This is a genomic window from Falsiroseomonas frigidaquae, from assembly GCF_012163145.1.
Taxonomy (GTDB): Bacteria; Pseudomonadota; Alphaproteobacteria; order Acetobacterales; family Acetobacteraceae; genus Falsiroseomonas; species Falsiroseomonas frigidaquae.
The window spans coordinates 385,844-400,968 of sequence record NZ_JAAVTX010000006.1 but is presented as its reverse complement, the minus strand read 5'-3'; the positions used below and the strand labels follow the sequence as shown (position 1 = coordinate 400,968).

13 protein-coding genes are annotated in these 15,125 nt (G+C 70.0%); 8 read left to right on the top strand and 5 right to left on the bottom strand.

From position 1 onward, the window contains the following. Positions 1-47 precede the first annotated feature (47 nt). The 8 genes from HB662_RS21430 (at position 48) to HB662_RS21395 (ending at position 7,885) form a co-directional block, all read left to right on the top strand. On the top strand, positions 48-815 hold the full coding sequence (locus HB662_RS21430; protein ID WP_168052586.1) for an ABC transporter ATP-binding protein: 768 nt from the start codon (positions 48-50) through the stop codon (positions 813-815). Between the two features lie 91 nt (positions 816-906). After that, positions 907-1,614 (top strand): ABC transporter ATP-binding protein, encoded by a 708-nt coding sequence (locus HB662_RS21425; protein WP_168052584.1) that lies wholly within the window; start codon positions 907-909, stop codon positions 1,612-1,614. A 31-nt stretch (positions 1,615-1,645) separates the two neighbouring features. Then, a complete protein-coding gene (locus HB662_RS21420; protein WP_245185794.1) occupies positions 1,646-2,851 on the top strand; it encodes an ABC transporter substrate-binding protein in 1,206 nt (401 codons plus the stop codon). 442 nt (positions 2,852-3,293) lie between these two features. Continuing rightward, complete coding sequence (locus HB662_RS21415) at positions 3,294-4,166, top strand: branched-chain amino acid ABC transporter permease (RefSeq protein WP_168052582.1); 873 nt, start codon at positions 3,294-3,296, stop codon at positions 4,164-4,166. Continuing rightward, entirely contained in the window at positions 4,166-5,068 is a 903-nt protein-coding gene (locus tag HB662_RS21410; protein WP_168052580.1) for a branched-chain amino acid ABC transporter permease, read from the top strand. The genes HB662_RS21415 and HB662_RS21410 overlap by 1 nt, the downstream gene beginning before the upstream one ends. After that, on the top strand, positions 5,065-5,559 hold the full coding sequence (locus HB662_RS21405; RefSeq protein ID WP_168052578.1) for a GAF domain-containing protein: 495 nt from the start codon (positions 5,065-5,067) through the stop codon (positions 5,557-5,559). The genes HB662_RS21410 and HB662_RS21405 overlap by 4 nt, the downstream gene beginning before the upstream one ends. A gap of 120 nt (positions 5,560-5,679) precedes the next feature. Then, positions 5,680-6,867, top strand: coding sequence for a hypothetical protein (locus HB662_RS21400; RefSeq protein WP_168052576.1), 1,188 nt, complete (start codon positions 5,680-5,682; stop codon positions 6,865-6,867). A 31-nt stretch (positions 6,868-6,898) separates the two neighbouring features. Continuing rightward, the gene (locus HB662_RS21395) at positions 6,899-7,885 is read left to right on the top strand and encodes a Bug family tripartite tricarboxylate transporter substrate binding protein (RefSeq protein ID WP_245185793.1); all 987 of its coding nucleotides are present in this window, start codon (positions 6,899-6,901) and stop codon (positions 7,883-7,885) included. Here the strand turns inward: HB662_RS21395 and HB662_RS21390 are convergent, their stop codons facing one another. From HB662_RS21390 to HB662_RS21370, 5 genes are all read right to left on the bottom strand, one after another. After that, a complete protein-coding gene (locus HB662_RS21390) occupies positions 7,886-9,148 on the bottom strand; it encodes an MFS transporter (RefSeq protein ID WP_168052574.1) in 1,263 nt (420 codons plus the stop codon). It lies immediately after the preceding gene. A gap of 6 nt (positions 9,149-9,154) precedes the next feature. Then, positions 9,155-11,107, bottom strand: coding sequence for a BCCT family transporter (locus HB662_RS21385; protein ID WP_168052572.1), 1,953 nt, complete (start codon positions 11,105-11,107; stop codon positions 9,155-9,157). Positions 11,108-11,278: 171 nt separating this feature from the next. Then, positions 11,279-11,935 (bottom strand): glutathione S-transferase family protein, encoded by a 657-nt coding sequence (locus HB662_RS21380; RefSeq protein ID WP_168052570.1) that lies wholly within the window; start codon positions 11,933-11,935, stop codon positions 11,279-11,281. A gap of 104 nt (positions 11,936-12,039) precedes the next feature. After that, a complete protein-coding gene (locus HB662_RS21375; RefSeq protein WP_168052568.1) occupies positions 12,040-13,254 on the bottom strand; it encodes a M24 family metallopeptidase in 1,215 nt (404 codons plus the stop codon). Then, positions 13,251-15,065, bottom strand: coding sequence for an ABC-F family ATP-binding cassette domain-containing protein (locus tag HB662_RS21370; protein ID WP_168052566.1), 1,815 nt, complete (start codon positions 15,063-15,065; stop codon positions 13,251-13,253). Before HB662_RS21370 ends, HB662_RS21375 begins: the two co-directional genes overlap by 4 nt. Between the last annotated feature and the right edge of the window lie 60 nt (positions 15,066-15,125).

Genomic DNA, 15,125 nt, shown 5'->3' with positions numbered 1-15,125 from the left:
GCGGGGGCACGTGTAGCGTTCGCGTGATGACGAACGCCTCCCCAACGATGCCCCTGTTGCAGGTCCACGGCCTGTCCCGCCGCTTCGGCGGCGTGGTGGCGCTCGATGGGCTGGAGCTGGAGGTGCGCCCCGGCACGGTCACCGGGCTGATCGGCCCAAACGGCGCCGGCAAATCCACCGCCTTCCAGTGCATCTCCGGCGTCATCCCGCCGGATGCGGGGCAGGTGCTGTTCGACGGAAAGGACATCACCGGGCTGCGGCCGGACCGCATCACCGGTGCCGGCCTGGTGCGCAGCTTCCAGATCGCGCGCGGCATTCCCCGCCTGACGGTGCTGGAGAACCTGTTGCTCTATGGCCCGGCCCAGCCGGGCGAAGGCGTCGCCGCCGCCATCCTGCGACCGGCCGCGATGCGGGCGCGGGAGGAAGCGCTGCGCGAACGCGCCAAGGCCGTCGCGGCACGGCTGAACCTGACCGCGGTGCTGGACAACCAGGCGGCAGCACTTTCGGGTGGCCAGAAGAAGCTGATGGAGATCGGCCGCGCCCTGATGGCCGAGCCGCGCCTGCTGCTGCTGGATGAACCCGTGGCCGGCGTGAACCCCAGCCTGGCCGCCGAGATCGCGACCCATATCGGCACGCTGCGGGATGAGGGGCTGACCGTGCTGATCGTCGAGCACCACATGGATTTCGTCGCCTCGCTCTGCGACCCGGTCATCGTCATGGCGGAGGGGCGCCGCCTGGTGGAGGGCAGTTTTGCGGATGTCGCCGCCGATGCGCGGGTGCAGGAAGCCTATATGGGCGGCCGGGTGCACGCATGACCGGTTACGATGACCGCAGGGCGCAGGCGGCATCCGGCCGCGGAGCGGCATGATGACGACGAGCACCGGAGGTCTGAATCGTGACCGCGGCATGCTTCTCGAAGTGGAATCGCTCGTCGGCGGCTATGGCGCGGCCGACGAAATCCTGAAGGGCATCACCGTCGCGCTGCCGGAGCGCCGCATGGCCGCGATCGTCGGCCCGAACGGCGCCGGCAAATCCACGCTGCTGAAGGCCATCGCCGGCATGCTGCGTGCCAAGTCGGGCAGCGTACGCCTGGGCGGGGAATTGCTGACCGGCCTGCCGCCGCGCGGCATCGCCGCCCGCGGCGTCGCCTTCGTGCCGCAGGAGGCGAACATCTTCCCGAGCCTCTCGGTGCGGGAAAACCTGGAGATGGGCGGCTACCTGGAACCCCGCGCCACCGTGGCGCAGCGGGTGGAGGCATTGTTCACCCGCTTCCCCATGCTGGCCGAGAAGCGCCGCCGCGCCGCGCGGACCCTGTCCGGCGGTCAGCGGCAGATCCTGGCCATGGGCATGGCGCTGATGGTGGCGCCGAAGCTGCTGCTGCTGGACGAACCCTCCGCGGGTCTCAGCCCCAAGGCCGCCGAGAGCCTGTTCGACGACATCGCCGCCATCCATGCCGAGGGCACCGCCATCCTGATGGTGGAGCAGAATGCGCTGGAGGCGCTGGCGATCGCGGAGGATGGCATCGTGCTGGTCGATGGCCGCGTCGCCCGCACCGGGCCGGCCGCTTCGCTGGCTGCCGACCCCGAAGTGCGCCGCCTGTTCCTGGGCGGCTGAGTGCCACTAATAACAGAAGGGAAGCTGACGGATGATGCAGATGAAACTCGGGCGCCGCGGCGCCCTGCTCGGGGCCGCCGCCGCGGTCTCCAGCTTCGCCATTGGCGGCCGCGCCTTCGCGCAGACCCAGCCGGTGGTGTTCGGTGCGCTGCCGCCGCTGACCGGCGCCGGCGGCCCGTACGGACCGGCGATGCTGCGCGCCATGCAGGGCGTGGTCGAGGCCGCGAATGCCGCCGGTGGCATCAAGGGCCGCCAGGTGCGCCTGGCCTTCGAGGATGACCAGACCAACCCGGATGCCGGCGTGCGCGGCGCGCGCAAGCTGATCGACGTGGACCGCGTGCAGGCGCTGATGGGCACCTGGGCATCCTCCGTCACCACCGCCGTCGCGCCGCTGTGCTGGGAGAACCGGGTGCCGCTGTTCACCGTCTCCGGCGCCGACAGCATCACCCTGCTGCCGCATCAGGGCCACATCTTCCGCACCCAGCCGAACAGCCGCCTGCAGATCGAGACGGCGAGCAAGTGGCTGCTGGGCAAGGGCGCCAAGCGGGTGTTCCACATGGCGGCGCAGTCGCCCTTCGCGCAATCCAGCCAGGATGTGATGACGCAGACGCTGGGTGCCGGCGGCGGCGCCGTGTCCGGTTACATCGTGTACGAGCGCGACAAGACCGCCTTCCGGTCCGAGGTGGACCAGATCATGCGCAGCCGCTCCGACACCGTGATGCTGAACGGCTACCTGCCGGACGTGACCATCCTGCTGCGGGAGCTGTATCGCGCCGGCTTCGACGGTCGCCGTTTCACCTTCGCCTATGCCGCGCCGGCCAGCGTCTTCGGCACCCTGCCGAATGAGGTGACCAATGGGCTGACCACCTTCCAGCCCAGCCCGGACCTCAACAGCCCCGCCTTTACCCGCCTGAAGGCCGCCTTCGGCAGCACCGAGGTCGATCCCTACTCGGCCCAGGTGCACGACCACGCCACCATGGCGATCCTGGCCGCGGCCCAAGGCGGCGAGGCGACCGGCACCGTGATCCGCGACAATGTCCGCAAGATCTGCCAGGGCGATGGCGAGAAGGTGGACAACGTCACGGACGGCCTGCGCCTGATCGCCGCCGGCCGCGCGGTGAATTTCGAGGGCGCCTCCGGCCCCTGCGAATTCGACGAGCGCGGCGACATCCGCGGCACGAAGTTCCGCTACGAGGTGGCAGAGGGTGGTGCGTACCGGGTGCTCGAACTCGTTTGAAGCGGCGTGATCCCTTGCGGCGCCTTGCGGCCGGCGTGCTTCGGCGGCCGAGCGGCCGAATGGCCGCCGCGGCCTATGCCGCGCAGCCAAGCACGCGGAGCGTGCGCCCGGCGTCTGAGGGTGTGCACCATGCGGCCGGCGATCTTCGGCGGCCGAGCGGCCGAATGGCCGCCGCGGCTTATGCCGCGCAGCCAAGCACGCGGAGCGTGCGCCCGGCGTCTGAGGGTGTGCACCATGCGGCCGGCGATCTTCAGCGGCCGAGCGGCCGAATGGCCGCCGCGGCCTATGCCGCGCAGCCAAGCACGCGGAGCGCGCGCCCGGCGTCTGAGGGTGTGCACCATGCGGCCGGCGATCTTCGGCGGCCGAGCGGCCGAATGGCCGCCGCGGCTTATGCCGCGCAGCCAAGCACGCGGAGCGTGCGCCCGGCGTCTGAGGGCATGAAATGATCCAGGATTGGCGTGACATCGTTCAGATCCTGCTGAACGGCGTGATGGCGGGCAGCGTGCTGATGCTGCCCGCCATCGGCTTCAACTGCATCTTCGCCGTGCTGCGCTACCCGAACTTCGCCATCGCCGGCTTCGCGACCACCGGCGCCTTCGCCGGCTGGGTGGCGAATGCGGTGTATGGCTGGCCGATCGGGCTGGCGCTGCCGCTGGCCTTCCTGGTGGCGGGGCTGGTGTCGCTGCTGGCCGAGGAAGCGGCGTTCCGGCCGCTGCGCCCGGCGGGGCCGCTGACCGTCGCCATCGCCTCCGTCGCCATGACCATCCTGCTGGAGAACATCATCCGCTTCAGCTTCGGCAATGACCTGCGCGGCTATGACCTGCCGATCCTGCGCGACTGGCGCTTCGACGGCATCCGCGTCAATCCGCAGCAATTGCAGAACACCGGCTACGCCATCGTCGCGGCGGGCGGGCTGTTTCTTCTATTGGGCTTCTCGCGACTGGGGCGCGCCATGCGGGCGGTGGCCGACAATCCCGTGCTGGCCGACATCAAGGGCGTCGATCCCAACCGCATCGCCCGCGTGGCCGTCTTCCTCGGCGGCGGCTTGGCGGGGTGCGGCGGCATGCTGATCGGCATCGACACCTCGATCGACCCGCTGACCGGCTTTCGCGTCGTGCTCTCCGTCTTCGCAGCCGCGGTGGTGGGCGGGCTGGGCTCGATCCCCGGCGCGGCGCTGGGCGCCATGGTGGTGGGGGTGGGGGAGGAGTTGGCCGGCGTGGTTCTGTCGCCCGCCTACCGCACCGTCACCGCCTTCCTCGCCATCCTGCTGGTGCTGATGTTCCGGCCGCAGGGCATTCTCGGGGCGCGCAACTGATGGAAGCCTACCTCGTCGCCATGCTGGTCTTCGCCGGCTTCTACGCGCTGATGGCGCTGGGGCTGAACGTGATCTGGGGCCTGGCCGGGATGGTCAATCTCGGCCTGGTCGGCTTCTTCGCGGTCGGCGCCTATGCCTCCGCCCTGCTGACCACCAAGCTGCTCTGGCCGATGCCGCTCGGCTGGGCGGCGGGCGCCCTGATGGCCGCCGCCGCGGGCGCCGTGATGGCGCTGATCGTGGCGCGGCTGCGCGGCGACTACCTGGCCATCGTCACGCTGGGCTTCGCCGAGGTGATCCGCCTGGTGGCGTCGAACGAGATCTGGCTGACCAATGGCACGGATGGCATCTCCGGCATTCCCGGGCCGTGGCGCGGCGATGTCTCGCCGCAGGGCTTCAACCTGATCTATCTCGGCATCGTCTGGACGGCGGTTGCCGTGGTCTTCGTGCTGCTGGCGCGCCTGTCGCATTCGCCCTTCGGCCGGGTGCTGCGCGCGATCCGCGAGGATGAGGACATCGCCGCCGTCGCCGGCAAGCCGGTGCTGTGGTTCAAGGTCCGCGCCTTCACCATCGGCGCCGCGGTACTGGGCGGGGCAGGGGCGCTGTATGCCCACTACAACGCCTATATCGCGCCGGACGGCTTCGCCCCGCTGCTGACCATCTACATCGTGCTGGCGCTGACCGCCGGCGGCGTCGGCGCCATGCGGGGCGCCATCATCGGCGCGCTGTTCGTCATCGCGCTGCTGGAATCCACCCGCTTCCTCTCCGCCATCATCCCCGGCGTCAGCCCCGTGCAGAAGGCGGCGCTGCGTGAGGGTGCGATCGCGCTGAGCCTGATCCTGCTGCTGCGCTTCCGGCCGCAGGGCCTGATCCCCGAGAAAACCCGTACCAAGGCGTTCCCATGACCCGCCCCGTTCCCGATTTTGCCTCCGTCGTCAGCGCCATGATCCAGCCCGGCCAGCCGGAGGAACTGTTCGCCGCGCTCGATGCCGCCATGGGCCAGGCGATCGGCCACAAGCTGTTCACCATCCTGGTGATCCATCCGGGCGCGAGCGAAAGCCAGCGCTACTATTCCAACATGCCGAAGGAATACCCGGTAGGCGGCCGCAAGCCGATCAACCCGACCCCCTGGTTCGCCAAGGTGCTGAACGAAGGTGTGCCCTATATCGGGTACACCTACGCCGACATCACCGATGTGTTCTACGACCACGAGCTGATCCGCAGCCTGGGCTGCGAGAGCGTGCTGAACGTGCCGGTGCGCTGGGACGGCCGCACCATCGCCACCATCAACCTGCTGCACGAGGCCGGCTGGTACAATGAGGGCGATATCGCGACCGCGCAGCAATTCGCGGCGCTGGCCGTGCCGGGCGTGCTGAAGGTGATCTCCGAGGCGTAGCCGGCCCGCGCCCGAAGGCGAGGCAATCCAGCCCCCTGCATCCGGGGGCTGGACGGCGGCGCCGCGCCTCCGCAATACTTAGGTATGTAAGGGTCTGAACGACCCGGCGGAGGAAACCCCATGTCGCGCTTCCCGACGCGCATCGAAGACATCCTGGCCGCGCCGACGCGCCGCGGCCTGCCACGCCCCGTGCAGCACCCGCCCGCCGATATCGGCGCGTATATGCGGGGCGTGGACAATTTCTGCCGGGTGATGGCGATCCGGCCCGGCGACCATGTGGTGATGCTGACCGACCCGCTGCTGGACCCCCGCGTGATCCAGGCGGTGCAGGGCCTGGCACGCGGCCGCGGCGCCACCTTCGCCAGCTATATGGGGGAGAGCACCCGCTACGTGACGGTGCCGGAGGAAGCCAAGGCGCTGCTGTCGCGCGCCACCTTCGTGGTCTCCACCTGGTTCGCCTCGGTGCTCGATCCGTATTGCATCGGGCTGCGCCGCAACCAGGGGCAGCGCTGGGTGAAGATCACCTTCTTCCGCGACCTGCATCTGCTGCACACGCCGCAGGCGCAGTTCCCGCTGGACCTGCTGGGCGAGATCATCCGCGCCACCGGGCGGCTGTTCCCCGAACAGGGCGATTTCACCCTGCGCCTGTCCGACCCCCGCGGCACGGATCTCCGCATCCCCTACACGAACGCCATGCTGCAGCATCTGCGGAAGCATAATCGCTGGCGCGGCCACAACATCGCCGATGAGCCGGGCTGCTACGTGCACTACCTGCCGACGCATGGGCCGAACCTGTTCGAATACTCGATGGTCGGCCTGCAGCCGGAGGACAAGGTCGGCATCACCGGCACCGTCTGGGCGAATTGGGCGGTGGGCTTCGACAGGCCCTTCGAAAGCCCGGTCGGCGTCGAGTTCAAGGACGACCTGGTGCATGCCGTCCATGGCGAGGGCTTCGCCGCGGAGGTGATGCGCGACTACCTGATCGGCGGCACGCTGGAGGAGCTGGGCTGCGGCCACAACCCGAAGGCGCCGCGCTTCGACATCTACCCGGCCGGCCCCAACTCCCCGGGCAGCCTGCATGTCGGCATCAACGCGCCCAAGCCATCCGACTACCTGCGCCGGGTGATGCCGAATTGGGAGGAGCCGCACATCCACATGGACCTGGTGCTCTACGACGCCACGGTGACGGCGGGGAACCGCCCGCTGGTGGAGGATGGCTACCTGCTGTCGCTGCGCGACCCGAAGGTGCGGACACTCGCCGAGACCTATGGCGACCCGGTGGACCTGCTGGAAGCCTGGCCGGTCTGACCGGCGCACAACAAGAATGGGGAGAGAAGCAATGGGTCTGGGGAACGGGCCGCGCATGACGCGGCGGGGTGCGCTGGCGGCCGGGCTGCTGCTGGCGGCGGGCGGCGCCCGGGCGCAGGGCTGGCCGGACCGGCCGATCCGGCTGGTGGTGCCCTTCCTGGCGGGCGGCGGCGGGGACACGCTGTCGCGCCTCGCCACCGGCCCGGCCCAGGCCCGGCTGGGCCAGAGCTTCGTGGTGGAGAACCGCCCCGGCGCCGGCGGCAATGTGGGGGCGGAGGTCGCGGCCCGCGCGGCGCCGGATGGCTACACCCTGTTCTACGGCACCAACGGCACCCATGCGATCAACGAGGCGCTGTACCCGCGGCTCGGCTTCCGCCCGCATGAGGATTTCGTCCCGGTCGCGCCGCTGTCGCGCATCGTGCTGGTGGTGCTGGTCAAGCGCGACCTGCCGGTGGAGACGCTGCCGCAGCTCATCGCCTGGCTGAAGGCCAATCCGGGCAAGGCCAGCTACGGCTCGGCCGGCAACGGCACCACCGGGCACATCGCAGCGGAGATGTTCCGGATGGCGGCCGGCGTGGACATCCTGCACGTGCCCTATCGCGGCAATGCGGCGGCGATGACGGACCTGGCCGCCGGGCGGATCGACCTGGCGATCGAGCTGATCCCGGCCGCCTTCGCCGCCATGCAGAACGACGCGGTTCGGACGCTGGCCGTCACCTCCGCCACCACCCTGGCAACCCATCCGAACCTGCCGACCGTGGCCTCCGTGCTGCCGGGCTTCCAGGTCAGCGCCTGGGACGGCATCTTCGCCCCCACGGGCACGCCCGCCCCGGTGATCGAACGGCTGAACGCCGCCTTCACCGAGGGCCTGCGTGAGGAATCCGTGGTGGCGGCGCTGCGCGCCCGCGGTGCGGAACCGGCGCCGGCGATGAACCCGGATGCCTTCGCCGCCTTCATCCAGGCGGAACGGGCGCGCTGGGGCGCGGCGGTGCGGGCCTCGGGCGCGCGCCTCGGCTGATCAGACCGGCGTCGCTGCCGGCGCGGGCTCTTCCGCCTCGGCATCCGCCCCGGGCGTGATGACGGCGCCGACCATGGCAGGGGATGTGGCGGCCATGTCGAAGCTCTCGCGCAGTTCCGGCGCGGGGGCGGCGCGCTGGCGCAGGCGCCACAGCACGAAGCCCAGCAGCCCGGCCTGGGTCAGCGCGATGAACAGGAACAGCCCGCCACCGGGGAAGGACCGCATCAGGATCGCGGCGCCGATCGGCCCGATGATGGAGCCGAGCCCGTTCACCAGCAGCAGCGACGACGCGGTGCCCACATAGTCGGCCGGGTCCGCATGGTCGTAGGCATGCGCGGCGGCGATCGAATAGCAGGGCAGCGCGACGCCGCCGAAGGCCGCCGCCAGCGCCAGCAGCAGCGCGCCCTGCGGCGCCAGCAGCCCCAGCGCCAGCCCCACCGCGATGGAGGCCAGCAGCAGCCCGGCCAGCACGAAGCGCCGGTCCATGCGGTCCGACAGGCGCCCGATCGGCATCTGCGTCACGGCGCCGGCCAGCACCGCCGCCGTCATGAACAGGGCGGCGCCATTCTCATCCAGCCCGAAACCGGTGGCCGCCACCGCGCCCAGGCCCCAGAAGGCGCCATTCGCCAGCCCGACCATCAGGCTGCCTACCAGCCCCACCGGGGAAGCGCGCCACAGCTTGCCCGGCCGGAAGCGCACATCCGTCACCGGCGTGGGCTGTGGCGCCCGGGTCAGCGCCACCGGAATGGCGGCAACGCTGATCAGGATGCCGGCCACCGCGAACAGCTCGAACCCCGCCACCGGATAGGCCAGCACCATCATCTGCCCCGCCGCGATCGCGGCGTGGTTGATCATGACGTAGGTGCCCAGCAGCAGGCCGCGCGTGGCATTGGTGGCGCGGTCGTTCAGCCAGGATTCGACGACCAGATAGAACACCGCCAGCCCGTAGCCGAAGCCGAAGCGCATCAGCGCCCAGGCCACTTCGCCCACCAGCAGCGGATAGGCGAAGGCCACGGCGGAGACGCCGCAGACCACCGCCGCGAAGGCGCGGATATGCCCCGCGCGCCCCACCAGATGCGGCCCATGCAGGCAGCCCGCAACGAAGCCGGCGAAATAGGCCGAGCCGAGCAGCCCGATCGCCATCGGGCCGAAGCCCTCCTCCACGCCGCGCAGCGGCAGCAGCAGGGTCAGCAGCCCGTGCCCGGTCAGCAGCAGCGCGACGCCGCCGAACAGGGCGCTGGCGGAAAGCAGGACTCCCGGCATGCGGCGCTAGCGCACCACGCGAGCCAGGGCGCGGTCGAGCACGGCCATGACATCGCCAATGATGTCGTCCCGGGTCCAACCGAACACGTCATAGCCCGCGCCCGCCACCTCGGCGCGCCACCAGCGATGGCGGCTCGCCTCTGTCGGCTGCGCGCCGGCCAGCGCGAAGGCCGGCTCCTTCATCGCGCGAAGCTGCACCGCATAGGTGAAGCGCGCCCCGCCGGGCAGGTCGGCCGCCAGTGCGGCGCGGCCATCCTCGGAGGACAGCTCCGCCAGGCCGCCACGCTTGCGGATTTCCTCCGCCACCGCTTCCAGCGCCGGGCGGATGGCGGCATCCAGGTGCCGTTCCGCCGTGACGCGGCTCGGCCGGTGCAGTGCCGCGCCCAGGCGCTGCTGCCAGCCATCCGCGGCTGCAGGTGCGCGTGCGGGCGCCAGCCCGGTGCGGGCGCCTTCTTCCTCCGCCAGCGCGCGGAACAGCCCCCAGGTCGCGACCAGCATGATCACGGTGAAGGGCAGGGCGCCAATCAGCGACGCGGTCTGCAGCGCCGAAAGCCCACCGGCCAGCAGCAACACCGCGGCCAGCGCACCGATGGAAATGCACCAGAAGATGCGCTGCCAGACGGGATTCTCCTCGGACCCGCCGGAGGCGATGGTATCCACCACCAGCGCCGCGCTGTCGGCGGAGGTTACGAAGAAGGTCACGATCAGCAGCGTCGCGATCCAGCTGGAGATGGCCGATAGCGGCAGCGCGCCCAGGAAGCGGAACAGCGCCGTGGTCACGTCATCCCCCACCGCGGTCGCCAGCCAGCCGCCCTGGGTCATGTCCATCTGGATGGCGGTGTTCCCGAAGATGGTCATCCAGGCAAAGGTGAAGCCGGCCGGCGCCACCAGAACGCCGAGCACGAATTCCTTGATGGTCCGGCCCCGGCTGATCCGGGCGATGAACATGCCGACGAAGGGCGACCAGGAGATCCACCAGGCCCAGTAGAGCAAGGTCCAGCCGCCGAGCCAGCCGGAGGGTTCATAGGCATGCAGCCGGAAGGTGCGGCCGACGATATCGGCCAGATAGGCGCCGATGTTCTGCACATAGGCCTGCACCAGGAACAGGGTCGGCCCGGTGAGCAGCACGAACACCATCAGCCCGAGCGCCAGGCCCAGGTTCAGGATCGACAGTCGCCGGATGCCGGCATCCAGCCCGAGCACGACGGAGCCGAGCGCGATGGTGATGATGGCCGCGATCAGCGCCACCTGCACCCAGGGGCCGGTCGGCAGGCCGGTGAGGTGTGCCAGCCCGGCATTGGTCTGCGCCGCGCCGTAGCCGAGCGAGGTGGCGACCCCGAGCATGGTGCCGATGACCGCGAAACTGTCCACCACATGGCCCGGCCAGCCGCGGAAGCGCTCGCCGAGAAAGGGATACAAGGCGGAGCGGATGGTCAGCGGCAGGCCGCGCCGGAAGCCGAAATAGGCCAGTACCAGGCCCACCATGGCGTAGATCGCCCAGGCGTGCAGGCCCCAGTGGAAGAAGGTGGAGACCATCGCCTCCCGCGCCGCGCCGAAGCTCTGCGGCGTGCCGGCGGTGCCGGGGGGCGGGGTGGCGTAGTGCATCACCGGCTCGGCGACGCCGAAGAACATCAGGCCGATGCCCATGCCGGCGCTGAACAGCATGGCGAACCAGGACCCGTTGCCGAATTCCGGTGTCTCGTCATCCGCGCCGAGCCGAACGGCGCCGTGCCGTCCAAAGGCCAGCAGCACGGCGGCCACCAGGAAGATGGCCACGGCGAGCATGTAGAACCAGCCGAAGCTGGAGATCACCCACGCCTGGGCCGCGGCGAAGACGACGGCCGCCTGGTCCGGCCATAGGCCGGCAAAAAGCACAAGCACCAGCAACACGCTGGCGGAGGAGAAGAATACCGGCCGCGAGAGACCTGGACGTGGCTGGGTCGGCAAGGACTCAGCCATGGAAAGCTCGGGCATAAAATCTGAAAATATGCATTGCGCGCGCCTTGTTCACTGGCTCGTTCAGGACAGGCGACCTTGCATAGGCCAATAGGTCGCTCCGGTGAACCGGCAAGTGACAGTATGGCATCGGATTGCCAGCCGATTGTTCAAAGCCCCGTGCTCGGGCGCCGTTCAGGCGGCTTCCCGCTCGCGCTCCGCCATCATCCGCAGGAAGGCCGGGCGGGCGTGGCAGGCGGCGATCCAGGCCTGGAGATGCGGGGCCTCGGCAAACAATTCCGGCGCCGGCAGGGCGTAGCGCACCACCTCCGCCACGTTGATATCCGCCACGCTGAAGCGGCCGCCGACCAGATGGCCGGTTTCGGCCAGCGCGCGGTCGAGCACGGCGACGGGCTGGCGCAATGCGGCGATCGCGGCTTCGGCCTTGGCGGCGTCGCGCTCGGCCGGCGGCTTGGCGAGGCGGTGGGTGAGGATCTCGATGCTGTGCGGCTCGAACTCGGTTGCCGCCCAGAGCGACCACATGCCCATCAGCCCATCCTCCGCCGCATCGGCCGGGCCGAGTGCGCCGCCGTATTTGCGGGCCAGGTACAGGTTGATGGCGAGGCTTTCGTGCAGCACCAGCGCGCCATCCGTCAGGGAGGGAATATGGCCGTTCGGGTTCACCGCCAGGAAGGCCGGGCTGCGCGTGTGCAGCGGCGCGTCCGCCGCATCCGGGTCCGCCAGGCGATAGGCCTGCATCACCGGCACATGACGGAATTCCAGCCCCGCCTCATGCGCCAGCCACACATTGCGGGAGGCGCGGGAACGGAGGCAGCCATAGATCGTCAACATGGCGGTCAATCCTATGCTGAAGAAGGTATCGTCGCGCCCCTCTGGTCCGGGCGTATTCACGCCCTTTGGTCCGGGCGTATTCACGCCCTCTGGTCCGGGCGCATTCACGCCACTCCGAAGGGATCATCCACGGATCTGGCGGGTTGCGTCAGCCAGCTGGCGCCGGTCTCGGTGATGAGGATGTGGTCCTCCAGCCGGATGCCGAATTCGCCGTAGATGGTGATGGTCGGCTCGATGCTGCCGGTGACGCCGGGGGCCAGGATCTCCTTGCCGCCCTTCACGAAATACGGTCCCTCATGCACATCCATGCCGATGCCATGGCCCGCACGGTGGGGCAGGCCCGGCGTCTTGTGCCCCGGGCCGAAGCCGGCGGCGACCACCACACCACGTACCGCGTCATCGATGGCGCCGCCGGTGATGCCGGGTTTCGCCACCGCGATGCCGGCCGCCTGCGCCGCGTGGTCCAGGTTCCAGATGTCCCGCTGGCGCCGGGTCGGCTCGCCGAAGACGTAGCTGCGGGTGATGTCGGAGACGTAGCCGTGCAGCGGCGCGCCGACATCGATCAGCACCACATCGCCATCCTTCAGCACCTGCGGATAGGGCACGCCATGCGGATAGGCCGTGGCCTCCCCGAACAAAACGATGGAGAAGGCGGGCCCGCCATCGAAGCCGGCCTTGCGATGCGCGGCGGCGAGGAATTCGCCGACCTCGGTGGTGGTGACGCCTTCGCGCATGCCTCGGGCGGCGGCGGCCTGGATTTCCAGCGTCATGCCCATCGCCTGGCGCAGCAGCGCCACCTCCTGCTCCGTCTTGCGCTGGCGGAGGTAGCCGGTGACCGGGCCGCTGGCGATGAAATGGTGGTTCGGCAGCGCCGCGCGCAGCCCCTCCGCCACGAAGACCCGCGCCATCTCGTCCAGCGCGACCGTGCCGCCGGAGACGTCGGAGGACCGCAGGATGTCGGAGAACAGCGCGTAGGGGTCCTCATCCTCCTCCCAGCCACGGACCTCGCCGGGCAGGGCCAGCATGGTCTTCAGCTTCTCCACCTCGAATTCCGGGCAGAGATAGGTGAGGGGGCCGCGCACCGGCAGCACGGCGCCGACCGGGCGTTCGGACTGGCCATGCTTCAGGCCGGTCATCCAGGCCAGGTTGGTCGTGCCATCCAGCCACAGCGCCGCGATGCCGAGTTCCGCCATGCGGGCCTGGGCGCGGTCCACGCGGCGGGCGTGTTCCTCCGCCCCGATCGGCGGCACCGCATCCCGCTGGTTGCGGAGGCCCGCGAGTTCCGTGGCGAAATCCGATCCGCCGACGCCGATGGTCATCCCTCGATCTCCTCCCGCAGCATCTCCAGCCGCAGCCAGTCTTCCTCGGCCGCCTCGCGTTCCGCCTGCTTCTTTGCCAGCAGGTTGCTGCGCGCCGCGAAGCCGGGCGGGTCGTTGGTATAGAGCGCGGGGTCGGCCAGCGCCTTCTGCAGCAGGCCGATCTCCTTTTCCAACAGCGCGATACGGGCGGGCAGGGATTCCAGCGCGTGCTTGTCCTTGAAGGACATTTTCGCCTTCGCCGCCGCGCGCGGCGCCTCCACCGTGCCGCGTTCGGCGGCGGCTGCCGCAGCCGCGGCGCGTGCCTTGGCCTGCACGCCGCGGCCGCGCTGCGCCACCATGTCGGAATAGCCGCCGGCATAATCCTGCCAGGCACCATTGCCCTCGCTGACGATCACATTGGTCGCGACGCGGTCGAGGAAGTCGCGGTCGTGGCTGACGACGATGACGGTGCCGGAATACTCGGCCAGCAATTCCTGCAGCAGGTCGAGCGTTTCGAGGTCCAGGTCGTTGGTCGGCTCGTCCAGCACCAGAAGGTTGGACGGCGTCGCCAGGCACCGCGCCAGCATCAGCCGCCCCCGCTCGCCGCCCGACAGCGCCGAAACCGGCGTCCGAGCCTGTTCCGGAAGGAAAAGAAAGTCCTTCATGTAGCCGATGACGTGCTTCACCTCGCCGCCGATCCGCACCTGGTCGCCGGAGCCACCGGTCAGCGCCGATTGCAGCGAGGTCGCCGGGTCAAGGCTGTCCCGCGTCTGGTCCATCGTCACCATCTCGAGGCTGGCGCCGAGACGCACGCGCCCCTCATCCGGCTTCAGTGCGCCGGTCAGCAGGTTGAGCAAGGTGGTCTTGCCCGCGCCGTTCGGGCCGACGATGCCGACCCGGTCGCCGCGCATGATCCGCGTCGAGAAATCCCGCACCACGGGCGGCGCATCGCCAAAAGCCTTGGTCACGCCTTCCAGCGCCGCCACCAGCGTGCCGGAGGCATCGCCCTCGCTTGCCGCCATCCGCACCGTGCCCGGCGCCGTGATCCGTTCGCGGTGCCGCTTGCGGAGATCCTGAAGCCCGGACAGCCGCTTCACATTGCGCTTGCGCCGCGCGGTCACGCCGTAGCGCAGCCAATGCTCCTCCCGCACGATCTTGCGGGCCAACTTGTGCGCCTGCATTTCCTCCTCTTCGAGAACCTGGTCCCGCCAGGCCTCGAAATGCGCAAATCCCTGGTCGAGCCGGCGGGTGGTGCCGCGGTCCAGCCAGACCATGGATTTGGAAAGTCGTTCCAGAAAGCGCCGGTCGTGGCTGATCAGGACCAGCGCGCTGCGCAGCGGGCCGAGTTCCTGTTCCAGCCATTCGATCGCCGGCAGGTCGAGGTGGTTGGTCGGCTCGTCCAGCAGCAGGATATCCGGCTCCGGCGCCAGCACGCGGGCCAGCGCCGCGCGCCGGGATTCGCCGCCCGAGAGGTTTTCCGGGCTTTCCTCCCCGGTCAGGCCGAGGCCTTCCAGCAGCACCCGCGCCCGGTGCGGGTCATCGCCCGGGCCGAGGCCTGCGGCGACATAGGCGCCGGTGGTGGCGAAGCCCGCCAGGTCCGGCTCCTGCGGCAGGTAGCGGATGGTCGCACCCGGCTGGATGAAGACGCTGCCGGCATCGGCCTCGATGATGCCGGCGGCGATCTTCAGCAGGGTGGATTTGCCGGAGCCATTGCGGCCGACCAGCGCCAGCCGGTCCCCCGCCGAGACGGCAATTTCCGCCCCGTCCAGCAACTGGGTGGAACCGAGGCGCAGGCGGATATCGCGAAGATGCAGCAGGGGGGGCAGGGCCATGGCGGGGGATTGCGTGCCAGGGCGTCGCACGTCAAGCATCACCCTTCTGCCGGGTCGGCA